Raw genomic sequence first — 23,231 nt, 5'->3', positions numbered from 1 at the left:
AAGTCAGTGACTGGGGTGAACGAATGCGGCCAACAACGCTGCAGCTTGAAAGATGAAGGGTATTTAATCGTCGCCGTTCAGGCCTGCACGGTTGAGCAGGAACTGAGACAGCAGCGCCACCGGGCGGCCGGTCGCGCCCTTGGCTTTACCGGAACGCCAGGCGGTGCCGGCGATATCCAGGTGCGCCCAGGTGTACTTGCGGGTGAAGCGCGACAGGAAGCAGGCGGCGGTGATGGCGCCGCCAGGGCGGCCACCGATGTTCGCCATGTCGGCGAAGTTGGAGTCCAGCTGCTCGTAGTACTCGTCGGCCATCGGCAGGCGCCAGGCGCGGTCGCCGGCCTGCTCGGAAGCGCCCAGCAGCTCGTGCGCCAGCGGATTGTGGTTCGACATCAGGCCGGTGATGTGGTGGCCCAAGGCGATCACGCAGGCGCCGGTCAGGGTGGCGATGTCGATCACCAGCTCCGGCTCGAAGCGCTCGACGTAGGTCAGGGTATCGCACAGCACCAGACGGCCTTCGGCGTCGGTGTTGAGTACCTCGACGGTCTGGCCGGACATGGTGGTCAGCACGTCGCCCGGACGGTAAGCACGGCCGCCCGGCATGTTTTCACAGCCGGCCAGCACGCCGATCACGTTCAGCGGCAGGTTCAGCTCCGCCACTACGCGCATCACGCCGTACACGGTCGCCGCGCCACACATGTCGTATTTCATCTCGTCCATGCCGTCGGCCGGTTTGATCGAGATGCCGCCGGAGTCGAAGGTCAGCCCTTTGCCTACCAGCACGATCGGCTTAGCGTCCGGATTTGGGTTGCCCTTATATTCCATCACCGACATCAATGATTCGTTCTGCGAACCGGCGCCGACCGCCAGATAGGCGTTCATGCCCAGCTCTTTCATCTGCTGTTCGCCGATGACGCGGGTGGTGATGTGGGTGCTGAAGGCGTCCGCCAGCTGGCGGGCCTGCGAGGCCAGGTAGCCGGCGTTACAGATGTTCGGCGGCATGTTGCCGAGATCTTTGGCCGCCTTGATGCCGGAAGCCACCGCCAGGCCGTGCTGGATAGCGCGCTCGCCGCTGGTGAGCTCACGGCGGGTCGGTACGTTGAACACCATTTTGCGCAGCGGACGACGCGGCTCCACCTTGTTGCTTTTCAGCTGATCGAAGGTGTAGAGCGTCTCTTTGGCGGTTTCTACCGCCTGACGCACTTTCCAGTAGGTATTGCGGCCTTTCACGTGCAGTTCGGTCAGGAAGCAGACCGCTTCCATCGAGCCGGTGTCGTTGAGGGTATTGATGGTTTTCTGGATCACCTGCTTGTATTGGCGCTCATCGAGCTCGCGCTCTTTGCCGCAGCCGATCAGCAGGATGCGCTCGGAGAGAATGTTGGGCACATGGTGCAGTAGCAGCGTCTGCCCGACCTTGCCTTCCAGTTCGCCACGGCGCAGCAATGCGCTGATATAACCATCACTGATTTTGTCGAGTTGTTCTGCGATAGGGGACAGGCGGCGCGGTTCGAAAACGCCGACTACAATACAGGCACTGCGCTGTTTTTCCGGGCTACCGCTTTTTACACTGAACTCCATGCACTCTCCTGAATCTTAAAGACAAAGGCGGACGCTACGGCTAGAATAACCGACTCCGTAACGATCTCCTGCCATTTGAGTTAACGGATTATGTTAACCTGAACGGCATAAATTGCTCTGTTTTGGCGACTATAAGCAAGTTCCTATAGGACACCCAAACGGCTTGATGTTGTAATACTATTTTAGCTGTGAAGGTTGCCATATGATGAGAATAAATGGCGGATTAACGATGAAATTATCGATTTTCCTGCAAAAAGACAAGTTTTCACAGGCGTAATAAGCGTGATCATCATAAGATATCTGGTACGGGAAACGCTCAAGAGCCAAATCGCCATTCTGTTCATCCTGCTTCTGATCTTCTTTTGTCAGAACCTGGTCAGGGTGTTGGGCGACGCGGTGGACGGCAATATCCCGACAAACTTAGTACTCTCCCTGCTCGCGTTGGGCGTGCCGAAAATGGCGCAGCTCATCCTGCCTTTGAGCCTGTTTCTCGGCTTGCTGATGACGCTTGGGCGGTTGTATACCGAGAGCGAAATCACCGTTATGCATGCCTGCGGGCTGGGCAAACGCACTCTGATTATCGCCGCCATGATCCTGGCGCTGCTCACCTCTGCGGTCGCGGCGGTGAACGTGTTTTGGGCCGGCCCCTGGGCCTCGCGCTATCAGGACGTGGTGGTGAACGAAGCCAAGGCTAACCCTAGCATCGCCGGGCTGGCGGAAGGGCAGTTCAAACCCTCGCAGGACGGCAACGCGGTGCTGTTTATCGGTAACGTGAAGGGCAGCACCTTCAACGACGTGTTCCTGGCGCAGCTGCGGCCGAACGGCAACCAACGCCCGTCGGTGGTGGTGGCCGAGCACGGCAACATCGTGCAGCAGAAAGACGGCTCGCAGGTGGTGACGCTCGACAAGGGCACTCGCTTTGAAGGCACCGCGCTGCTGCGCGACTTCCGCATTACCGACTTCACCGACTACAAGGCGGTGATTGGCCACCGCACCGTGGCGGCGGACAACACCGAATCCGAACAGATGTCGATGCAGACGCTGTGGGAATCCGACGATCCGGACGCGCGCGCCGAGCTGCACTGGCGCCTGACGCTGGTGGTCTCGGTGGCGCTGATGGCGCTTCTGGTGGTGCCGCTCAGCGTGGTGAACCCACGCCAGGGCCGCGTGCTGAGCATGCTGCCGGCCATCCTGCTGTATCTGATCTTCTTCCTGCTGCAGACCTCGCTGCGCTCTAACGCCGGCAAGGGCAAGCTGGATCCGATGCTGTGGCTGTGGCTGGTTAACGGCGTTTACTTTGCGATCGCGCTGGCGCTGAACCTGTGGGATACCGTGCCGATGCGCAAGCTGCGCGCACGCCTGAGAGGAGCGGCCTGATGTTTGGCGTATTAGACCGGTATATCGGTAAAACGATTTTCAACACCATCATCATGACGCTGTTCATGCTGGTGTCGCTGTCCGGCATCATCAAGTTCGTCGATCAGCTGCGCAAGGTCGGCCAGGGCGAGTACACCGCGCTGAGCGCCGGCATGTATACCCTGCTGAGCGTGCCGAAAGACATCGAGATCTTCTTCCCGATGGCGGCGCTGCTCGGCGCGCTGCTCGGCCTGGGCCAATTGGCGACGCGCAGTGAACTGGTGGTGATGCAGGCTTCCGGCTTCACCCGCCTGCAGATCGCCGGCTCGGTGATGAAAACCGCCATTCCGCTGGTGCTGCTGACCATGGCGATCGGCGAGTGGGTGGCGCCGCAGGGTGAGCAGATGGCGCGCAACTACCGCGCCCAGCAGATGTACGGCGGTTCGCTGCTCTCCACCAAGAGCGGGCTGTGGGCGAAGGACGGCAACGACTTCATCTACATCGAGCGCGTCTCCGGCGATAAAGAACTCTCCGGTGTGAACATCTACCACTTCAACGACCAGCGTCGCCTCGAGACGGTGCGCTATGCCGCCACCGCCAGCTTCGAGAACGGCCTGTGGCAGCTTTCGCAGGTGGACACCTCGGATCTGACCAACCCGAAACAGGTAACCGGTACCCAGACGCTGACCGGCGAATGGAAAACCAACCTGACCCCGGACAAGCTGGGCGTAGTGGCGCTGGATCCGGATTCGCTCTCCATCAGCGGGCTGCACAACTACGTGAAGTACCTGAAGCAGAGCGGCCAGGAATCCAATCGTTACCAGCTCAACATGTGGAGCAAAATCTTCTCGCCACTGTCGGTGGCGGTGATGATGCTGATGGCGCTGTCGTTCATCTTCGGCCCGCTGCGCAGCGTGCCGATGGGTATCCGCGTGGTGACCGGCATCAGCTTCGGCTTCCTGTTCTACGTGCTGGATCAGATCTTCGGTCCGCTGAGCATGGTCTACAGCATGCCGCCGGTGCTGGGCGCGCTGCTGCCGAGCATGCTGTTCCTGCTGATCAGCGTGTATATGCTGCTCAAACGCAAGTAGCGGGGCGAGCGGTAGTGAAGAAAGGCGTGGCCGCGGGGCCGCGCCTTTTTTGTTGGTGCGGCAGGCCTCCGCCTGCGGTTTTTGTCGTGTTATAGTCACTTCAGCGGCAATGCAGGGAAAGGGAGCAGGCAGCCAATGGAAGACGAATATAATCTCAGCAACATTATCGGCAAGCGCCTTGAAGCGGCACTTGGGGAGTTGGGCGATCTCCTGTGGGCGTATGTGGTGTTATCCAAAAAAGACATTGCCTGCATCTTTGGCGTCACCAACTACCCGAGTGAATGGGTAAAAAAGTATCAGGAGCAGGGGTTGCAGTACATTGATCCGGTGGTACTTACCGCCCGCAACCGCCTGACCCCGTTCGCCTGGGACGAGCAAATTATGGCTGACGCAGGGCTGCACTTTCCCGAACTGTTCGAGCAGGCCCGCGAGTTTGGCGTGACGCATGGCTATACCTTCGTGCTGCACGATTACAACGACAATCTCGTCACGCTTTCCTTTGCCTTTAGCGCGGAACAGAAAATGGAAGCCATCCAGGCGCTCACCGAGCGTAAAGGCGACATTTCAGTATTGCTGGCCTCGCTGCATGAGTCCTATCTGGCGCTGTCACCACTGTCAGCAAAAAACGCCGCAGCGCTGGAGAGAAACGCCCGTTTTACCGACAGGGAGAACGAGATCCTCTATTGGGCCAGCGTGGGTAAAACCTACCAGGAAACGGCGATGATCCTGGGCATAAAGACCGGCACCATCAAGTTTCATATGTCCAACATTGTCAAAAAGTTGGGGGTCACGAATGCCCGACATGCCGTGCGCCTGGGGATGGAGCTGCGGCTGATTAAACCGGTGGAGTGACGGGCTAGCTAGCCCGTGGAATACTGAGGCAACGGCTGCGCAGAACTCATCAGCGTGATACGTCTAAAGGGAGAAAATATCGGCTGGCGAACAGCGTCTTTCGATTCGGGAAATGACGGGCGTTAATCGGTATTGATTTAGCCGCGTGGCGCTTCAAGTGAAGGGCGTAATAAAGTGCGGGCCCCGATCTCTGTGCTTTGAAATAATCACCAGCTTGAACTGATAAAGGTCTAGTAAGGGACTGTACTTTAGTCTAACTAGTTTCTCACCCCGTAAGGCGATACACTTTCCCGGTAATTTTTTGATAAAAATACAAAAAAAAACCTGACCACGTAGGGCCAGGTTGCCAATATTGGCCAACACCAGGGAAAATTTTCTTACATCATCTTAAAGCTATTAACTCTGCAGAGGCAAGTGTTCTCTGCTGGTTTTTACGCCTTGAGTTGCTATTTTGTTACGTATGTACGCTATTTTGTGGTGATTTTAGTTCGAAGCCTTTCCAGTCGGAAATAATGCCTCTCTCTTGATGCCGTTGTTCCTCTCTTTTATTTCCCGTCTGATATTTACCAATGAAAAAATAGTGTTCTCGAAATGTTGCGCAACCTCATTCTTTATTGACTGACACATTGTTATGCAATTATTTGCAGCATTGCCATTACGGCTGGGGATTATTTTATTTTTGATAGGAGCTGGGTGAGGCCGTGGTGATGGGGGGGCGGGTTGCGACCAACGACGTGCCGGACTCCTGAACGAATCTCGCTAGCGCGGTGAGCAGCGGGAGTGAATGACGTCCGGCACAGGAGCCATCATTGCTCTGTGCAACGAGGCTGGAATCTGGAATCGGACGATATCGCGTGAGTGCGGCGCCTGATCCTGGATGCTCGTTGCAACAGTCTGCTCATCATCAACGTGGTTGGGAAGGGTGCACAGGAGGAAGAGGGGGCGGGCAAACGCGCGTTGCGGCGGTTTTTTCGACACTTAACTCATTGAACAACGGATAAGTGTTGCGTGCTGGTCGCGGGAAGGTATAATTCACCCGTTTTCCGCATACTACTTCAGTGCCGAAGTGGCGAAATCGGTAGACGCAGTTGATTCAAAATCAACCGTAGAGATACGTGCCGGTTCGAGTCCGGCCTTCGGCACCATCGGAACATCAATAGACGTCAACGGACGTCTTTTTTTGTGCCTGAAATCTGCGCCACACAAGGCTTTCCGCGATTTTCCTTTCAATAGAAGTCAATCTGAGTCAACCCACATCAAGTCGCTTGTGAGTATAGAACCGAGTATATATGCTGGTTCGATAATGATTGTATACTCACAGTGGCACATGAAAGGAGAACTTTTATGGCTCTGACAGATACTAAAGTGCGTTCTGCGAAACCGTAGGAAAAGGAGTACACCCTTGTCGATGGAGATGGCATGTTTTTGCTGATACACCCTAACCTGGCGGTTCCGTTTTCGCTTTAGTGGTAAGCAGCACCTGATAGCGTTTGGGGTTTATCCTGAAACGTCATTAGCTGATGCTCGTCAAAAGAGGGAAGAGGCCAGAAAGCTTGTTGCTGCAGGAATCGATCCTCGCGAGCATAAGCGTGCTGTAAAAGAGGCGCAGGCAAAAGAGGCCATTACCTTTGAGTCAGTTGCCAGAGAGAGGCACGCAGCTAATAAGAAATAGTCAGAGGATTGCAGTCGACGGGTGCTGAAGAGCTTAGAAGACAATCTGTTTCCTGCTATTGGCAAGCGTAGTATTGAAGAGTTGAAGACCAGCGACCTGCTTGCACCGATGAAAGTTGTAGAGGCAACAGGTCGCTTTGAAGTTGCTTCTCGCCTTCAGCAGCGAACTACAGTAATCATACGATATGCGGTGCAAAGTGGTTTGATTGATTACAATCCCGCTCAGGAAATGGCAGGAGCAGTTGCTTCCAGTAGTCGTGTCCATCGCCCAGCGCTTGAGTTGAAACGCCTACCTGAACTGTGACTGTTACACGGGACGCCCTTTGACCTGCTTGGCTGTTGAGCTAACGTTGTTAATCTTCATTCGTTCCAGTGAATTGCGATTTGCCCGCGGGTCTGAGATCGATTTCGATGCGGCAATGCGGACGATACCGGCTGCAAGAAAAGCTATTGAAGGTGTGAGGCATTCAAGGCGTGGCTCGAAAATGCGGATACCTCATCTAGTACCGTTATCTCGCCAGGCATTAGCAATCCTTAACAGGTTCACAAGAGCAGTGGTGAGTGTGATTTTGTTTTCATTGACGATCATGATCCTCGCAAACCTATGAGTGAAAACACGCTTAACAAGGCGCTGTGCGTTATGGGTTATGACACAAAGGTCGATGTTTGTGGGGATGGCTTCAGGACGATGGCTTATAGCTCGTTGATTGAATCGGGGTTGCGGTCGAGAGATGCTGTAGAACGGCAGATGAGCCATATGGAGCGCAACTCTTTGCGCACGGCTTACATTCACAAGCGGACCGTCTTGATGATCGTCGATTGATGTGCAGTGGTAGGTTGATTTTCTGGAAATAAATCGTGATAAGGCTATTAGTCCGTTTGGTTTTGAGAGGGGTCTATAAATATCGTTAATAATAAAGAAATAACTTAATTGTTTATAAACGCATGCTAACCATCTTATAGAAATACAGATGCTCGGCTTTTTAATTTGAAATTTTTATTTTATGTAAGGGTATGTAAATTGAAGTATTTATACGGCAGTGTTAATAAATGTCGCATATAGTTACCCAACCCTACCGGTAGAGTTGGGTAACTACATTAGGTTTTTAATCTACGGTGAATAAGTTTTTTATATATACTAAGTATTTTTTTGAATTCATTTTCATCTACAAAATATGATAATACATTCTTGCCACTACTTAATAAGATTTCATCAATGTTAACTTTGTTGTTAAAGTTTTCAGAAAAATTTAAAAAATCTTCCGGTGACGTTTCTCTGTACGGAATCGGAAGCTTTCTAAACTCGTTTGGAACAAGTTCTAATACGCCACCACCATAATATCTTCCATATAATTCAGCAAAGCATAAAGTTAAAGGGTTATAAAATGAGTAAATTAAAGAGTCAATGTTGTAACCTTCATTAATAGTGAGATTATATGCAGCATCTGTTGTAAGGATTTCATAATCATTTTTATGAATCTTAGGGTATTCACTACATCTTTTAAAGAAAAAACCTTCACCAGGTGATACTTTTGGCACAATGTACCAGTTTTTTCTTCTTTGACATTTGTACCGCTGATGAATCCCTAAAGATTCACCAAGTTTCAAATAGTCTTCAACTCGTTCACATGAATCCCTAACATAATTAGTTAAGTCAACGAAAAAGCTCGGCTTGTCTAATTTAACAAGATGTTCGAAATCATTTTTGTTGAAAATTATTTTCTTTTGAAAAAACTGACTCTTTTGAAGTATTGGGAGAGCGTAATTGTGTAAGGAATATTCTTCTATTTTCTTTTTCGGAACTATGAAAAAGTTATTGGCTGCGGTTACTATCCCTGGTCTGGATGTTACATAATCCCCTATTCCTTTCAATTTACTAGATATTTTTGTTAAGAAAATCAATTCGGAATCAGATAAGCTTAATGAGCTCCATTTAATATTACTGTCTTGAGAAATTAACTCTCTGCACTCATTTTTTGAGTGATATATTAGATTGGCTTTGTTCTTTTCATTTTCATGAAATGAGAGGTTGTTTATAAATAAGCCTTTGTCTTTGGCATTCTTATATGCGAATAGAATTATAGTGTCTTGTTCAGTTTTATCAAAAGCCAACTTATTTGAAGTGTATATTTCTATTCGCGAAAAGTTTGATGTAAGATATGACTGTATATAACTACCGAACTTAACTTGTAGTAAATCGAATGGGAGAACTAAAGCCATAACTCCATTTTCATCAAGCATTTTAGTGCAGCGAATAATAAATGAAGTCCATATATTCCTGTCTGCTAAGGTTGGTATTGATGCTGCTAGGAGTATATCACGGCATTTCTCTATTTGTTCTTTTGTTAAATGCTTTTTGGATATGTATGGTGGGTTGCCTATGATGATATCAAAATTTTTCTCGTTCTCATAATATAAAAAGTCATGGTTTATAACTTTAATATTTTTTTTGTTAGTGAATTTCTTATTAAGAGATTTCGCGGATTTCTTATTTATTTCAACTAGAGAAGCATTTATAGATGACTGAGGTTTTTTTTTCATAAGGCTATCTATGAAACGCCCATCACCAGCACTTGGTTCGAGAACGTTAACGCTCTTCGTTTTCAAAATATTAGGTGAAATTTTATCTATAATAAAATCAATAAGAAATTGTGGTGTATAAAAAACCCCGAATTCTTTACTCATTGTTTTTACAATTCTCGTTGTAGTTGTCGATATTTATCCATTTGATCGATGACGTCTAGCAATAATGACTTTAACTCGACATGCAATGGATTGTTCTCTGGGGTTTCTTTAAGTTTTCGGCTTATTCTTGGCACCAGTTCATAAAAATAATCAGCTAACCAAAATATTTCATGACGTCTTAAACCAAATTTAAGTTTGTCATACATGTACTTTGCTGCTGAATTGCCCTCTTTATATCTTATTTTTCCTGATGAGTCTCTATAAAACGCCTCAGAGTATTGGGTGTCACAAGGTTCAATATATCCAATGCCGTTGCTAATAGACTCGTTCTCATTATTACCACACCAGTCATTACTTTTGGCAATGTTGCAAGTTGGACAAGAGTAAACCAAATTGCTATATTCATTCTCTAGATGTTTAAACTTGCTTTTTGGAGCAAAGTGATCGATGTGAAAACATTTTCCTGAACCGTAATATACATGATGAGCTCCGCAGTAGCCACAACAGCAAAAAAAGTCCTTTGATAAGGCTTCTTTATATGAGTTGTATTTATTTAATTTTTTTTGTGCTGTTCGTTTTGGATCATTTTTTCTCAGTGGGAACATATAAAGCATCCAGTTTCTCTAAAATATCTTCAGCACGAACGACTAATTCTTTAATGTTCTCGACATGCTGTAGGTTTTTTAAGTGTTTTGGTAATTTCACATCGTTGTTTAAGCTAGACTCTAAAAAATCATCTAATTCGATGAGTCTGTTCTCTTGTTCTAATGTCAAGTTATTTAATGACGTTAGTTCTGCAAATTCACTAGATGCTCTTTGTAATTCATTAATGTAATGTTCGATGCTTTTACGGATTTTAAATTCAAATAGCTTTTTACTTTCTGTGTCGCTGCCAAATGGAATACTTTTGCTGTATACTATATGTGTGTCGAAAGACTCAGAAATGGCATCATCTGCAAATGACGTTAATATAATACAAGGGAAATTTCTTCTCTTATTTCTAATGGAGTCAAATACTTTTACTCCATTATAATTAATGTTAACATATTCATTGATTTGAAAATCAATAACTAATATATCTAAGTTGCTTGAATTGATTTCATCTATTAATTCTTCAATAGATGACTTAGGTTTGAAGTCAATAAACTCATATATATCATATTTTTTTATGAAATCGTAGAAACGTGCTATATCTGACTCATCTTCATCAAGGTATCCCATCCTAAATTTATTCATAAGTTTTTCCTTCTCTTTACTTATGGGAATATTATTTCAAGTGAAAAACCTGAAGTACTTGATAAGACTTCACAAGTGGCATTGTATTGTTCAAGTGACTTTTTTACTAACCACATACCCATACCAGTACCGATTTCTTTACCCGAATTATCCCGTTTTGTGGTATAGGTTGCTTGAAAGATATCTTGTGCATTTGTGATATCCTTGCTTAATCCGGGCCCGCTATCCTTATATTTAATATGGAACCCATCAGGTAGTTTTTCAGTGGAAATTTCTATATTTCGAAACTCACTCGATACCTCATTGCGAATGAAGACATCTAAGGAGTTTATTAGAAGGTTGTTAAAAATACAATCCAAGTCAATTTCATATGATTTTAGGCTATAATCAGTACTTTTATTCTGTAGTGTAAGATTGACACAACGCTCCTCTAATGTATCACTCCATTCAGTTTTGAAATTTTCAAGATAATCTGAAATGTTAATGTATTGCTGGTTTCGTTTATCTTTGCGTATGGTCCTAAGTGTATATTGTAACCACTGCTTTAATTTTTTATCTTCTTTTTCAAATAATTCCAATCGATAATAAGGATTGTCATATTTATAGGTGTTAGAAAGTGATGCCTCATCAATTAAGGGCGAGATTAATTGCCTTATCTCATCAAACCTACTTCCTAACTTAATCTGAAGATTCTCTAATTCATGAGTAAAAGAGGCGATTGTCACTCCACTGGATGCGAATACTCTTAACAGGGAGTTCTCCTCACGCATTTCGGTTAGTTCTTGTTCTAACTCTTCTTTTTCCTCTTTTTCTTTTAAATAAACAGTGGCAATGGTTTCGTTATCTGTTTTTTTCGACTTTCGCTTTGAACCATCATTTTTATTTTTATATTTTTGATAAATATCGTTAGCAATTTGTGTCGCTTTTTCTATATCTCTCTTGGATATTTCTCCATCGCTTGGTGATGTGGAGTTCTTCTGATTAAATTTAAGTAGTTCACTAAAGAAAAAGCTACGATCATCTTCAAATATTTTTATTAACTTTTCAATAATATTCTTAAAGAATAAAAAAGATTCATTCTCTTGAACGCCTTCTCGACTGGATTTATCCTCAAGATATGGATTGTCAATTCTCGAAATGTTGATTACACCAGTGATGTTATTGGGGCTTACTTTCCAGTGTCGATGTCGACTAACCTGAGCAGGGTTAAGAGCTACTCTGTTACCAAGTTCTAACCAATCCCATGAAGAACTGCCTCTTTCTCCGTATGGCCTGACTCTAAAGTTATCTCTAAATAATTTTATACCACCATAGCTGTCAAGCCATAGACTGCGTTTAGTTGTATCAATTTTCTTTTGATAATATTTTTCAGTGTCTGATTTATTAGGTACAGTTCGTTTCATGAAATAGAGAGTGAAGGAAAATGGGCCTGTTTTACTTAACTCCATATCATTGATTCCCGGCATTAAATTTGATAATGGGAAGTTTAAATGTTTTACTTTATCTTTTAAATTTTGTGTTTCATCACTTTGGAAAAATTCCGGAGGGATATCTTCTATTCGATACTCATTTCTAATTATTCGCCCGGTTAAATTAAGTTTTTTATCTAAGCTAACTTCTAATTTGTAGTCATAATCCTCGCAAACCTCTGGCTGCAATAGCCCATTATATTTGGATGTATGATTGCAGAACAAAAATAATTGAAATGATGTATCTTCGGATGGTGGAACTAAAGATTCTAACCTGTCCTTTAAGTTTCTTATTGCGAGTTCATTCCAATGATCTCTAACGGACGATATTTTAATAATTGTACCAGTCGATAAAGTTTTTTCTAAATCTAATGGATTTTTTCTTTTACTTAACCCTTTCTTTATTTGCTCTATGACTTCAGAGGGGAAAATAGACAATGTATTTATGTTGTTGTTTATGTCAGGAACTTCAATTGTGGCATAGATTTCATTTATGTTCTTTCCATTTTGCTCAAAACTATCCCAATCAACTTTCCAAATTATCCCATTGGATTTTTCAGTTTTTGTTTTTAATGTACAAAGCCGACCAAGACGGTCCAGAGCAAATCGACCAATTCCTTTTGCTCCAGATTTTGTTCTACCTCCCTTAGATTTAATATCATAGGTTTTATTATCTGTGCCTATTGTCATCCAATTTTTCTTTATCGTTTCAGAATCCATCCCTTCGCCATTGTCAATGATATAAATATTTGTGAATGAGCCAAAGAAAGCTCTTAACTTTTCATTTTCAGTGGCTCTTTCTTTTTTTAATCTTTCTATCTCTTCAGAAAGAGTTCCTTTGGTAGGATTGAATTCATTTCTTTCCCATTCAAACGTGATTTTATTTTGCTCATAAAAATCTTGTAGGTTTAATTGCATATTTAGTGCATGTGATGATAATTGACTGAAGTTCTCCTCTTTTATTATTTCAGGTGTTGTAGGGTAAGGTATATCAAAATAAACAATGCAATATTCTGAATCGGCATCGTATGTGTTTTTTACTAATTCTATAACAGCGCCGTCAGATGTCGCAACGTTTTCTCTTCCAATAAGACGAGCTGTTCGTGCCGAAACATTAAAATTAACAAACTCTTTAGCGTTATCCATAAGCGTTACGAACCTTTTCTTTGAATTAGATATTAATGCTGTAAGTTGGATGAACTTTTTTATAGGGTATTGTGATAAATGTCTCTCATTGTTAGAGAACAGTCATTAATATAGTCTTTGTGTGTTTTGGGTTGTTAGTTATTGAGCTTTTCTCATGATTTTAAATTATATGTTTAATGCTAATTTTATGCATGAATTTAATACTCAATGTTTATTTCTACAACATGGGTATTTATACTCTGTTATCTAGTTAGATAGCCCTTAGTCACGTGTCAAGGTCGTGTGTAAAAACTCATTCGCTCATATACTTCGAAAAAAAATCATCACGTTGAGTTATTTTTCCGGGTTGCCACTGATTAAATTCGAGTATAAATAACACGGGAGGCTATGCTTTAACTATAGGAAGGTCTGGAACGCTAACAGGAGCGTAAGCTAGTTCATTTACTATGCAGGGTGCCAATTGCTTAATCTTGTGTCATTGAAAACACGCTACCGCCCGACCTTGGTTTTTAGAACCTGCCCCGCGCCATGTTACCAGCATTTGATGGTGTAAGCACACCCATTTTAGTTCTACCCACTTTTTGAGATTTCCGATTTTTCAGCAATCAACCGGTATTCATTCCACGTTCTTCGAAAAAAATATAGCCAGCAGTTAGTCTGCATGCCCTGAGTGTTCGATAGCGAACGTAGATCACCTACTGGCTTGAAAGAAAAGTGGCGCTCATCACATGATTTTCGCTCAATATTCGTGACCAGTAAGCGCATACCCTGAATCACTTAAAAGTGTAATTCTCAAGGGGAGAATGACTATATTTAGTTCTTAGTTGACTAAGTGGCTCAGTACTATCAAGTGTTGATAATGTATAGCTGACCTGCCCCCCAGGCTTAGATACAACGTTCAGTTAGTAATGTCGGATCCTTTACTCCCAGAATATCCCTTTCTCCAAGCCGCCGCAAATTAAGACGACGTCTGATAATTTAGCGTGGAGTGCGGGCGACACTCGTTATAATCCTGACGCCATTCACGGATGATCTTCCAGGCACATGACTGACGTCTCTGAACCAGTGTCCATTCAGGCATTCATCGCGAAAGCGTCCGTTAAAACTCTCAATAAATCCGTTCTGTGTCGGCTTACCGAACTGGATAAGTCTCAGCTCCACTCCATGCTCAAAGGCTCATTGAGCCAGCGCACGGCAGGTAAATTCCGGCCCCTGATCTGTTCTTATCGTAACCGGGTAGCTGCGAAATAGCGCAATGCTGTCCAGAATACGCGTAACCTGCACGCCTGAAATCCCGAAGGCAGCGATTAACCTCGGGCACTACAGTTGACAGGTAGCACGCTGTTGCAGGCAACTTTTAACCTATAGCGGCCTCTTTCATCTCCAACTTCACCATCAACTTCTTGTTCACCTCTTTCCCATCCACCCCACTATGAATCCGGCGATGACAAGTTGGGCAGATGGCGCCCACCCACTGCGGGTGATCGGGGCCTTCGTCGGCTAGGCGCTTTGTGTGGTGGGGTTCGAGGTAGGGATCGCCGTTCTTTTTCTTGAACGGTGCCGGCTGCTCGCAGGCTTCGCAGATGCCATTGGCGCGCTTCAGCACGTATTTTTTTACGTCTTCGCTACGTTTGAACCAGGATTTTTTGCTGTCACTCTGTTGGCGCTGGCCTGATTGCTTTGAGGACTGAAGTGCCTTCTTGCGCAACTGCTCGAGCGTCTCTGTCTGTGTATCAGCTTCATCGGTTTCTGCTTCTTCTTCAACCGCGTGCAGTGACGAGACTTTGAACAGGTTAAAGGTAATGCCTTGCCGCATGTTATTTTCGAAGTCTAAGCACTGAATGTGATCCCAAGAGTCGCACTCAAACATGCCAAGATAGCGAACGCCTTTTTCTTTCTTGTTGTCTTCGAACAGGAAGATGTCTTTGCCGTCTTTTTTATGGTCGCGGATGGATTTATTACCCCGAATAAATTCCATAGGGCCTTTTTGGCCTTCTCCCGTATAAGAGAAGCTGCCTTCGGCTGTCCATCCATCTTTGTAGCCGTAGGTTTCACCGCTTTCTCCGGTGAAGATAAAGATCACCGGGAATTCCCGTGGGGTCCAGATACCGCCTTGCAGCTGCCCACCGTAGAGCTCGATAAGCGCTTTGCGTGTGTACAGCTTGCCTTCGGTTAAGTAGTCAAAAGGATGCGGTGTTTCGGCGAGCTCAAAACCGAGATCTTTGAGATATTGGATGGCTTTTTCCGTGCCGCTATCGGAATTTATTCCCTTTAACGGATAGCCATGCTGCTCACTGTATGCTCTAGCGGCAATGCCGCGGATATCGTACTTCTCGCCATTATAAAGAAGGGTTTGTTTTTTAAATCTCTTTATTTTATGTTTTTTTAAGAATTCATCTCGGCCAATTTTTTTATATTCTTCGATGGCTTTTAAAACGAATTCTTTTGAAGATAACGCCTCTATTGCAGTTGCCAAAACCACTCCCTCACATTGCCGAGTAGGCTCTGGGCAATGTGCTTGCTGACGAGAGCAGTATGCATCAATACCCAGCAGTTAACTCATCGATTTACCGAATGCGTTAACTATGCCAGGTAGGGGAGGAAATGCCTACCTTGATGAATGTTTTTGTTGTGATATGTCAGTCAGATCTATTGGAAATCGTGGGTGGGAAGGGCGATGAGCATCGCCCTGATTGTCATTTACGTTAGCCGCAGGCTTCCATCTCCCACAGTGCCCGCCCATACAGGTTACACAGCGCAGGAACCAGATGCGCCGTGGCATTGAGGTAGCGATTCAACTGTTCCCTGCCTTCAGTGTCCAGTTGTGGGTGCTTTTGCAGTAAATGGCCGAACAACATCAGGCCGTGACACAGCCCTTCAGCCTGCTCGGCAGAGAGTGCGGCCAGGTCTAAGAGTTCTGAGGGATTGTAAGCGCTGAGATCGAGGTGGTTAAACAGTTGGCGGTAGAGGGTAAGGGTGCTTGCAACGGATTCTGTAGTGGGAGTCTTTGTCATGGGTGCATCTCCGTATGTCATTAGCTAATGACTATCACCAGAGACGCTAAACTCGGGTGGTAGCCCAGACGGGGTTAGCGTCACCGGGACATACGAACCGGCGCTTCTTGCGAAGCCCCCGCCTGAGCCACCATTATTTGGCGTGAACTAAAGCTGCTGCATTATTACATAATACAGCGGTAGTATGTCAGATTCGGAACGCTAACTCCGGCTGCGGATTTTGCCGCAGCGGGAAAACTATAGCGTTATCAGTAAAAGGAAAAAATAAGCTGTATGGAATTACAGGCTATTTCATATCTAATATGGAATGGGTATCGCAGTTAATGAGTTGTATAATTTAACTATTGATTCTATGAATGCTCATCTTCTTTATATGCTCTTGTTCTGAATGTCTTTATTTGAATTGTTGTTTTAAGGAGGTTAAATCAATAAATTCACAAGGTGAATTTGTCATGAGGTTTTTTCGTTATTTTATAAATGAGTAAATATAATCTAGACCGGCTGAGAAGTAGTCGCTAAGATTTCACTTTCAAATGGTCATAGGGAATTTGACTTATGCTTACGAAAGAACAGAAAATCCAACAAGTGAAAGAGGGAGCATTACGACTCATGACGTTGGGTGAAATAGTCATGGCCCGACGTGTTTTCGGTAAGTCGATCGTCTACAACCGTGTATGGATTCATTGCGATAGTTACTTACCCTTTGGTTTACAAGGCAAGCATGTTGGTATGTCCCCCAACGGCGAGATATATTTCCGAGAGGAGGAATATCTGGCTGATTTCTCTAAGGTAAATAATTACGCAAAACAACATTTCTTTATTCATGAGCTTGCCCATGTTTGGCAGCATCAGCATGGGCAGTGGGTCCGCCTCAGAGGTGCCTTTAGTTGGGCAGCTAATTACACTTATAAGTTGGAAGCTAATAAGACGCTCACAAAGTACTCTTTGGAACAACAAGCTTGTATCGTTGCCGATTATTGGTTGTTAATACAATATGGCTATGATGCTTGGGCATATGGTATTGGGCGTTTTGTGAATTACACGGGTCCCCAAAACAATAAAATTCGTCTACAGTACGAGCAGGTTTTAGCCGAGTTTTTACGTCAGAGGTAGTCATGAAACGGATCTTCCCCCTCGCATTCCCCTTCCTGCTCGCCGGCTGCCCGTCGATAGGCGATCGTATCCCCGTAGACTACCCCGCTACCGCCAACCTGCGTGAGGGCAAAGTATGCATCACCGTTCAGCCGCAGGGAGACGAAAAGCTCGCGGGTATTTCGATATACCGATTGGATGAGGCGCAGAACCGCACATTCAAATTCTTCGATCCGCTGCGGGATGTTGCCCCCAATCAGTGCGTCCCTGATGAAGGCTACGTATTTACGCCGGGGCAGCAGTACCATTTCTCCGTGAAGCTGGTCTCGCAGAAGAAACAACAGGCAGGTGAGTTTCCCTCTGCACGTGAGTTCGTCGCTGAATTTGCCCTACAGCAAGCAGCAACAGAGCTGCGTCTAGTGTCCCTCCCTCCACCCCGTTAGCACCATATGCCCATAAAGGAGCCACCCACAGGCTCCAATATCCAAACCCCGCTTACCCCAACCCTCCAATCCTGCCCCGAATCTCCTCCTCGGGCAGATCCACACCAATAAATACCAAAGTGCTCCGACGTTCCTCACCAGGCAGCCACTCCCGATCCCAGTCGGCGTTATACAGCCGCTGCACGCCCTGGAACAGCAGGCGGCGCGGCTTGTCTTCGATAGACAGTATGCCTTTGTAGCGCAGCAGGTTGTCGGCGTATTCCAGCAGCAGGCCTTCCATCACATCGGAGATTTGCATCAGCGGCAGCGGGCGTTCCAGCGTCACGACAATTGAGCGGATGTCGCTCTGCGGCTGCGGGATGCGGCGGAACAGCGGGGTGGGCGGTGTCAGGTTGAGTTTGTCGTTCAGCGTAAAGCCTTCGATGTCGAACAGCACGCTCAGATCGATATCGCCGTGCGTCACCTTGTACACTGGCGCGCGGGCGTTCATCCGTTGCAGCCGCTGGATCAGCGCCTCGCAATCCGGCGCCACGTCGGTTTTGGTCAGCAGGAGGCGGTCGGCGTAGCCCACCTGCGCCTGGGCGATGCTGAATTGGCTCAGCTGCTGCTCGGCGTGCGCCGCGTCCACCAGGGTGATGATGCCGTCCAGCAGGAAGCGCTCGCACAGGATCTCGTGCGAGAAAAAGGTCTGGGTAATCGGGCCGGGATCGGCCATGCCGGTGCATTCGATGATCAGCCGGTCGAACGCCAGCTGGCCGCTGTCGACGCCGTCCAGCAGATCCAGCAGCGCGTCCGCCAGTTCGTTGGACTTGCTGCAGCAGATGCAACCGTTGCTCAGGGTAGTGATGCGGCTGGCGCGATCGCCGATCAGCGCGTCGTCGATCGGCACTTCGCCGAACTCGTTCTCGATGACCGCGATTTTATAGCCGTGTTCGGCGTTCAGGATGTGACGCAGCAGGGTGGTTTTGCCGGCGCCCAAAAAGCCGGTCAGGATGGTGACTGCAATGGGTTTCATACGGGTCCTTGTGACTGCGGGTTAACAGCAGCGCATGCCGCCTTTGCCGTCGCCGCCGTAGCGCGCTTGCTGGCGCTCGCGGAAAAATTCTTTATAGGTCATCACCGGCTTGTCCGGGTGGTTGTCTTTCATGTGCTGGACGTAGGTATCGTAGTCAGGCACGCCCACTAACATGCGCGCCGCCTGCCCGAGGTACTTCCCCGCCTGGCCGAGATTTCCGAACATAAGCCTTCTCCAACTTTACCCTGCATCACTACAGCGCTTGCTTAAGCCTGATATTAGGGGAAGCCGGGGGATGGGGTTCCCGCAGGGATGCCCCACCTCCGGGGCGCCCCGGGTATCTCGATTGCATCGCGCCGCACGCCTGGCATCTTGCGATACGCAGGCCGTGCGGCTTTGGGTACTACTTAACGTTATTATGCAGGGTATCCGTTAAATCACATCAATGCTGGGTCGAAACTTTGACCTCCCCCTCAGTTACGCCGTCGGCGGGCGCGGCCTGCGGCACCGGCACGTAAGGCGTTTCCTGGTCGGTGCGTTTCGGGTTCTTGTGTGCCGCCAGCGCAGTTTTCACCCCATAGAAGATGATGCTGTACACCACCAGCAGGAACAGAATACTCAGCCCGGCGTTGGTGTAGTTGTTCACCACGATGTGGTTCATGTTGGCGATCTGCTGGGCGCTCAGCTCGGCGCCGCCTTCGGCGATCTTGCGCTTGTACTCGCCGGCCAGGAAGAAGAAGCCTTCCAGCTGCGGGTTGTCGCTGAACAGCTTCAGCCCCAGCGCGTAGGTGGTGCAGATCAGCAGCCACACCGCCGGCAGCACGGTCACCCAGATGTATTGGGTGCGCTTCATCTTAATCAGCACCACGGTGCCGAGCACCAGCGCCACGGCAGCCAGCATCTGGTTGGAGATGCCGAACAGCGGCCACAGGCTCTTCACGCCGCCGAGCGGATCCACCACGCCCTGATACAGCAGGTAGCCCCACAGCCCGACGCAGCCGGCGGTGCCGACGATGCCGGCCACCAGCGAGTCGGTTTTCTTCAGGAACGGCACGAAGTTGCCCAGCAAATCCTGCAGCATAAAGCGGCCGGATCGGGTGCCGGCGTCCAGCGCGGTCAGGATGAACAGCGCCTCGAACAGAATGCCGAAGTGGTACCAGAAGCCCATGTTGGCGCCCGGAATGATCTGATGGAACACGTGGGCGATGCCCACCGCCAGCGTTGGCGCGCCGCCGGCGCGGTTCAGCACCGAAGGTTCGCCGATGTCGGTGGCGGTTTGCAGGATCTGTTCCGGGCTGATGACGAAGCCCCAGGAGCTGACCGCCGCCGCCGCATGCACGGTCACGTCCTTCAGCGAAGCCATGATCATCGGCGCGTCTTCGGTGCCTAAGCGGTGCAGATCCGGCATGGTGATGCCCAGCGCCGCCGGCGGGGTGTTCATGGCGAAGTACAGGCCCGGCTCGATGATGGAAGCCGCCACCAGCGCCATGATGGCGACGAAGGACTCCATCAGCATCGCGCCGTAGCCGATAAAGCGCGCGTCGGTCTCATTGGCCAACAGCTTCGGCGTGGTGCCGGAGGCGATCAGCGCATGGAAGCCGGAGACCGCGCCGCAGGCGATGGTAATGAACAGGAACGGGAACAGGGTGCCTTTCCACACCGGGCCGGTGCCGTCGACGAACTGGGTCACCGCCGGCATTTTCAGCTCAGGGTTGAGGATCACGATGCCGATCGCCAGCCCGACGATCACGCCGATTTTCAGGAAGGTGGCCAGGTAGTCGCGCGGCGCCAGGATCAGCCACACCGGCAGCAGGGCGGAGACGAACGCGTAGCCGATCAGCGTGAAGGTGATGGTGGTGTCTTTAAAGGTCAGCGCCGGGCCCCAGTACGGGTCGTGCGCCACCACGCCGCCGAACCAGATGGCGGCCACCAGCAGCACGATGCCGATGACTGACACTTCACCCACGCGGCCGGGGCGCAGATAGCGCATGTAGATGCCCATAAACAGTGCGATTGGCACGGTGGAGCAGACGGTGAACACGCCCCACGGGCTTTCCGCCAGCGCTTTCACCACGATCAGCGCCAGTACCGCCAGGATGATGATCATGATCAGGAAGCAGCCGAACAGCGCGATGGTGCCCGGTATCGGCCCCATCTCTTTTTTGATGATCTCACCGAGCGAGGCGCCGTTGCGGCGCGAGGAGATGAACAGCACCATAAAGTCCTGCACCGCCCCCGCCAGCACCACGCCGCCCAGCAGCCACAGCGTGCCGGGCAGGTAGCCGACCTGCGCGGCCAGCACCGGCCCCACCAGCGGCCCGGCGCCGGCGATGGCGGCGAAGTGGTGGCCGAACAGCACGTTCTTGTTGGTCGGCACGTAGTTCAGGCCGTCGTTGTTGACCACCGCCGGGGTGGCGCGGCCGGCGTCCAGCTTCATCACCTTGGTGGCGATGTACAGGCTGTAGTAGCGGTAGGCCACCAGATACACCGCCACCGAAGCGACGACGATCCACAGCGCGCTGATGTGTTCGCCGCGGCGCAGCGCCACCACGCCGAGGCAGGCTGCGCCGAGTATCCCCAGCAGCATCCACGGAATGTGCTTTAAAATCCCCTCTCGTTTCATGAGGTATCCTTAATTCCAGTCTGCAAAATATGAATGAACTCATCCGCTTGTAAGAGATGTCAGAGTGGCGCGGTGAGCCGTAGCGTCTTTCCCGAGGTAAGGCGGGTTTAGGAACAGCTCATCATCGCCGGGGGTAAGGGGGGAAGACAGGCGTATTTCGGTCAGCGGTCAGATCTGCCGGGTGAACGGTTGGATTGACGGGGTGAGCGGTTGGCGGCCAGGAGAAGAGATTCGGCCGCCGGCGGGCGGCAGCCTGTCTCCTCAGGCCGTCTGCATGGCCTGCAGCAGGTGGATAAACGCGGCGCTGAGCGGCGGCGTGGCCGGCTCATGGCGGGTAAAGACGTAAAAGCGCGCGCTGATGTCGATCTCGTGCGTCGGGATTTTCTGCAGGTGCAGCTGCGGGGCGTAGTGTGCGACCACCCGATCGCTCAGCAGCGCGATATAGCCCTGCTGCCTGACCAGGCACCAGGTCGCCAGAAAGGAGTCGGTCTCGACGATCTGGCCGTGCGGCGTATAGCGTTCGGCGATCTCGCGGATGGCGGCATGCCCCACCGAGCAGGAGCGCGGCACCACCCATTTGGCCTCGGCCGGCGGCTGCCCGGCTGCGGTAAGATCGCCTCCCTGATAGAGCGAGAAGCGCTCGCTCTTCAGCGCCTGCATGGCCAGATCGGCGCCGCCCGCCGCGCCGTTCAGGCTGCTGACCGCCAAATCCAGCTCGCAGTTTCGCAGCCGGGCCAGCAGGCCTTCCGGGCCGTCTTCCACCACCGTCACCCGGGTATGCGGGTAGCGGCGGTTGAAGCCTTCGAGCACCTGAGGCAGGTAGCACAGCAGCGGATCGACGCTCATCCCCACCCGCAGGCGCTTCTCGCCGTCAGCGCTCAGGCCGCGCAGCTCGTCAAACGCGTTGAGCAACTGATTGGTGGCGGCGTCTATCCGCCGGTAAAACAGCTCACCGACCGCCGTCAGACGCACGCCGCGGTTGCTGCGTTCCAGCAGCCGCGCACCGATGGTCATTTCCAGCTCTTTCAGCACCCGGCTGAGCGTCGGCTGCGAGATGGCCAGCTTTTTCGCGGCCTCGTGCAAACTTCCACAGTGGACAATGTCTTTGAACATCGTCAGATGCGCCAGCTTTGGCATGGTTTTCATGGTTGATCTCCCTGGAAGTGAAAGGTATCAGCCGGAGCCGGCGATGCGGCTGTAATAGGCCTGTTTCATCATGCTGTCGTTCAGCAATTTATTGATGGTCTGGTCGAGTACCGGCGTGGTGACGGAGGCCGGCATCAGCGTGGCGGTGATCTCCACGTCGTCGTCGCCAAAGGGTTCGATATCCAGATGCGAGATAAAGCAGTTTTCCCCTTGCAGCACCTGTTTGAATTTGGCCAGCGCCTCACGCTGCTCATGCTCGAAGGCAATGACGCAAATCTGGTAGGTAGACTCGCCGTTAACGTCATTGAAGGGCTGTTTGTTGACCATATTGACCAGCGGGCGCAACAGGGTGTTGGCGGCGAGCACGAACAGCGTGGCGGCCAGCGCGTCACCGTACAGGCCGCAGCCGGCGCAGGCGCCGACCGCCGCGGAGCCCCAGAGCGTGGCGGCGGTGTTCAGGCCGCGGATGTTCATCCCTTCCTTCATGATGGCCCCGGCACCGAGAAAGCCGACGCCGGAGACCACGTAGGAAATGACGCGCACCGCGCCGCCGCTGCCGTCGATGGTCATGGCCAGATGGACGAAGATCGCCGCGCTGGTGGCCACCAGCGTGTTGGTGCGCAGCCCGGCGGTGCGCTGGCGGAACTGTCTTTCGTAGCCGATGGCCGCGCCCAGGACGGATGCGGTCAGCAGCGTTAGCAGTGTATGAATGAAATGCATGATAATAACTCGATGTATTATCCGCTTATCATGAGCCACCCGTAGTGGGGTAACTCTTGATAAACAGGTAGTTAAGTTGGCGGGGTTCCGCCCCGCC

The 23,231-nt window shown here is 49.7% G+C and carries 17 protein-coding genes, 1 tRNA gene and 2 pseudogenes; 7 read left to right on the top strand and 13 right to left on the bottom strand.

Annotation, left to right across the window (positions count from 1 at the left end; all coding sequences use genetic code 11):
• Positions 1 to 63 precede the first annotated feature (63 nt).
• The gene (gene pepA, locus WCL58_RS10435) at positions 64 to 1,575 is read right to left on the bottom strand and encodes a leucyl aminopeptidase (RefSeq protein ID WP_033636874.1); all 1,512 of its coding nucleotides are present in this window, start codon (positions 1,573 to 1,575) and stop codon (positions 64 to 66) included.
• 282 nt (positions 1,576 to 1,857) lie between these two features.
• Between pepA and lptF the strand changes: the two genes are divergently transcribed.
• The 5 genes and pseudogenes from lptF to WCL58_RS10410 all read left to right on the top strand — a co-directional run bounded on the left by lptF (position 1,858) and on the right by WCL58_RS10410 (position 7,447).
• Positions 1,858 to 2,952, top strand: a complete 1,095-nt coding sequence (gene lptF / locus WCL58_RS10430; protein ID WP_019453291.1) for an LPS export ABC transporter permease LptF — start codon at positions 1,858 to 1,860, stop codon at positions 2,950 to 2,952.
• Positions 2,952 to 4,022: an LPS export ABC transporter permease LptG gene (gene lptG, locus WCL58_RS10425; protein WP_019453290.1), complete on the top strand. Its 1,071-nt coding sequence runs from the start codon at positions 2,952 to 2,954 to the stop codon at positions 4,020 to 4,022. Before lptF ends, lptG begins: the two co-directional genes overlap by 1 nt.
• A 135-nt stretch (positions 4,023 to 4,157) precedes the next feature.
• Positions 4,158 to 4,874 carry a LuxR family transcriptional regulator gene (locus tag WCL58_RS10420; RefSeq protein WP_336851094.1) on the top strand — a complete coding sequence of 239 codons (717 nt, stop codon included), beginning with the start codon at positions 4,158 to 4,160 and terminating at the stop codon, positions 4,872 to 4,874.
• A 1,060-nt stretch (positions 4,875 to 5,934) separates the two neighbouring features.
• A tRNA-Leu gene (locus WCL58_RS10415) sits at positions 5,935 to 6,019 on the top strand.
• Positions 6,020 to 6,218: 199 nt separating this feature from the next.
• Positions 6,219 to 7,447, top strand: a pseudogene (locus WCL58_RS10410) (tyrosine-type recombinase/integrase).
• Positions 7,448 to 7,643: 196 nt separating this feature from the next.
• On the opposite strand, the gene WCL58_RS10405 reads toward WCL58_RS10410, so the two are convergent.
• The 7 genes and pseudogenes from WCL58_RS10405 to WCL58_RS10375 all read right to left on the bottom strand — a co-directional run bounded on the left by WCL58_RS10405 (position 7,644) and on the right by WCL58_RS10375 (position 16,095).
• Positions 7,644 to 9,230: an Eco57I restriction-modification methylase domain-containing protein gene (locus WCL58_RS10405; protein WP_336851093.1), complete on the bottom strand. Its 1,587-nt coding sequence runs from the start codon at positions 9,228 to 9,230 to the stop codon at positions 7,644 to 7,646.
• A 5-nt stretch (positions 9,231 to 9,235) separates the two neighbouring features.
• Complete coding sequence (locus WCL58_RS10400; RefSeq protein ID WP_336851092.1) at positions 9,236 to 9,835, bottom strand: HNH endonuclease; 600 nt, start codon at positions 9,833 to 9,835, stop codon at positions 9,236 to 9,238.
• The gene (locus WCL58_RS10395; protein ID WP_099783224.1) at positions 9,813 to 10,466 is read right to left on the bottom strand and encodes a response regulator; all 654 of its coding nucleotides are present in this window, start codon (positions 10,464 to 10,466) and stop codon (positions 9,813 to 9,815) included. Before WCL58_RS10395 ends, WCL58_RS10400 begins: the two co-directional genes overlap by 23 nt.
• A 20-nt stretch (positions 10,467 to 10,486) precedes the next feature.
• The gene (locus tag WCL58_RS10390) at positions 10,487 to 13,081 is read right to left on the bottom strand and encodes a sensor histidine kinase (protein WP_336851090.1); all 2,595 of its coding nucleotides are present in this window, start codon (positions 13,079 to 13,081) and stop codon (positions 10,487 to 10,489) included.
• A gap of 958 nt (positions 13,082 to 14,039) precedes the next feature.
• Positions 14,040 to 14,401, bottom strand: a pseudogene (locus tag WCL58_RS10385) (integrase core domain-containing protein); the annotation flags it as partial.
• A 37-nt stretch (positions 14,402 to 14,438) separates the two neighbouring features.
• Positions 14,439 to 15,563: an HNH endonuclease gene (locus WCL58_RS10380; RefSeq protein WP_336851089.1), complete on the bottom strand. Its 1,125-nt coding sequence runs from the start codon at positions 15,561 to 15,563 to the stop codon at positions 14,439 to 14,441.
• A gap of 223 nt (positions 15,564 to 15,786) precedes the next feature.
• The gene (locus WCL58_RS10375; protein WP_060422066.1) at positions 15,787 to 16,095 is read right to left on the bottom strand and encodes a hypothetical protein; all 309 of its coding nucleotides are present in this window, start codon (positions 16,093 to 16,095) and stop codon (positions 15,787 to 15,789) included.
• A 555-nt stretch (positions 16,096 to 16,650) separates the two neighbouring features.
• Between WCL58_RS10375 and WCL58_RS10370 the strand changes: the two genes are divergently transcribed.
• The gene (locus WCL58_RS10370; RefSeq protein WP_089186796.1) at positions 16,651 to 17,208 is read left to right on the top strand and encodes a type IV secretion protein Rhs; all 558 of its coding nucleotides are present in this window, start codon (positions 16,651 to 16,653) and stop codon (positions 17,206 to 17,208) included.
• A 2-nt stretch (positions 17,209 to 17,210) separates the two neighbouring features.
• Positions 17,211 to 17,630 (top strand): putative T6SS immunity periplasmic lipoprotein, encoded by a 420-nt coding sequence (locus WCL58_RS10365; protein ID WP_180548070.1) that lies wholly within the window; start codon positions 17,211 to 17,213, stop codon positions 17,628 to 17,630.
• 52 nt (positions 17,631 to 17,682) lie between these two features.
• Here WCL58_RS10365 and yjiA read toward each other — a convergent pair whose 3' ends face one another.
• From yjiA to WCL58_RS10340, 5 genes are all read right to left on the bottom strand, one after another.
• Positions 17,683 to 18,645, bottom strand: coding sequence for a GTPase (yjiA, locus tag WCL58_RS10360; protein WP_336851086.1), 963 nt, complete (start codon positions 18,643 to 18,645; stop codon positions 17,683 to 17,685).
• Between the two features lie 21 nt (positions 18,646 to 18,666).
• Positions 18,667 to 18,870, bottom strand: coding sequence for a YbdD/YjiX family protein (locus WCL58_RS10355; protein ID WP_004953088.1), 204 nt, complete (start codon positions 18,868 to 18,870; stop codon positions 18,667 to 18,669).
• A gap of 217 nt (positions 18,871 to 19,087) precedes the next feature.
• The gene (locus WCL58_RS10350) at positions 19,088 to 21,268 is read right to left on the bottom strand and encodes a carbon starvation CstA family protein (RefSeq protein ID WP_060443706.1); all 2,181 of its coding nucleotides are present in this window, start codon (positions 21,266 to 21,268) and stop codon (positions 19,088 to 19,090) included.
• Positions 21,269 to 21,529: 261 nt separating this feature from the next.
• A complete protein-coding gene (locus tag WCL58_RS10345) occupies positions 21,530 to 22,414 on the bottom strand; it encodes a LysR family transcriptional regulator (protein WP_049194504.1) in 885 nt (294 codons plus the stop codon).
• A gap of 27 nt (positions 22,415 to 22,441) precedes the next feature.
• Positions 22,442 to 23,134: an MgtC/SapB family protein gene (locus tag WCL58_RS10340; RefSeq protein ID WP_019453282.1), complete on the bottom strand. Its 693-nt coding sequence runs from the start codon at positions 23,132 to 23,134 to the stop codon at positions 22,442 to 22,444.
• Positions 23,135 to 23,231: the final 97 nt, after the last annotated feature.

Source organism: Serratia sp. TMDUHS_CL (assembly GCF_037137105.1).
Taxonomy (GTDB): Bacteria; Pseudomonadota; Gammaproteobacteria; order Enterobacterales; family Enterobacteriaceae; genus Serratia; species Serratia nevei.
Note: the sequence above shows the minus strand (reverse complement) of the source record. Positions and strands in the feature narration are given on the sequence as shown.

What these genes read in the sequence shown, in the direction of transcription:
- pepA (WP_033636874.1), bottom strand. Translation starts at nt 1,575, where the DNA reads ATGGAGTTCAGTGTAAAAAGCGGTAGCCCGGAAAAACAGCGCAGTGCC.
- yjiA (WP_336851086.1), bottom strand. Translation starts at nt 18,645, where the DNA reads ATGAAACCCATTGCAGTCACCATCCTGACCGGCTTTTTGGGCGCCGGC.
- WCL58_RS10390 (WP_336851090.1), bottom strand. Translation starts at nt 13,081, where the DNA reads ATGGATAACGCTAAAGAGTTTGTTAATTTTAATGTTTCGGCACGAACA.
- WCL58_RS10340 (WP_019453282.1), bottom strand. Translation starts at nt 23,134, where the DNA reads ATGCATTTCATTCATACACTGCTAACGCTGCTGACCGCATCCGTCCTG.
- WCL58_RS10345 (WP_049194504.1), bottom strand. Translation starts at nt 22,414, where the DNA reads ATGAAAACCATGCCAAAGCTGGCGCATCTGACGATGTTCAAAGACATT.
- WCL58_RS10350 (WP_060443706.1), bottom strand. Translation starts at nt 21,268, where the DNA reads ATGAAACGAGAGGGGATTTTAAAGCACATTCCGTGGATGCTGCTGGGG.
- lptG (WP_019453290.1), top strand. Translation starts at nt 2,952, where the DNA reads ATGTTTGGCGTATTAGACCGGTATATCGGTAAAACGATTTTCAACACC.
- WCL58_RS10365 (WP_180548070.1), top strand. Translation starts at nt 17,211, where the DNA reads ATGAAACGGATCTTCCCCCTCGCATTCCCCTTCCTGCTCGCCGGCTGC.
- WCL58_RS10375 (WP_060422066.1), bottom strand. Translation starts at nt 16,095, where the DNA reads ATGACAAAGACTCCCACTACAGAATCCGTTGCAAGCACCCTTACCCTC.
- WCL58_RS10400 (WP_336851092.1), bottom strand. Translation starts at nt 9,835, where the DNA reads ATGTTCCCACTGAGAAAAAATGATCCAAAACGAACAGCACAAAAAAAA.
- WCL58_RS10395 (WP_099783224.1), bottom strand. Translation starts at nt 10,466, where the DNA reads ATGAATAAATTTAGGATGGGATACCTTGATGAAGATGAGTCAGATATA.
- WCL58_RS10405 (WP_336851093.1), bottom strand. Translation starts at nt 9,230, where the DNA reads ATGAGTAAAGAATTCGGGGTTTTTTATACACCACAATTTCTTATTGAT.
- WCL58_RS10370 (WP_089186796.1), top strand. Translation starts at nt 16,651, where the DNA reads ATGCTTACGAAAGAACAGAAAATCCAACAAGTGAAAGAGGGAGCATTA.
- WCL58_RS10420 (WP_336851094.1), top strand. Translation starts at nt 4,158, where the DNA reads ATGGAAGACGAATATAATCTCAGCAACATTATCGGCAAGCGCCTTGAA.
- WCL58_RS10355 (WP_004953088.1), bottom strand. Translation starts at nt 18,870, where the DNA reads ATGTTCGGAAATCTCGGCCAGGCGGGGAAGTACCTCGGGCAGGCGGCG.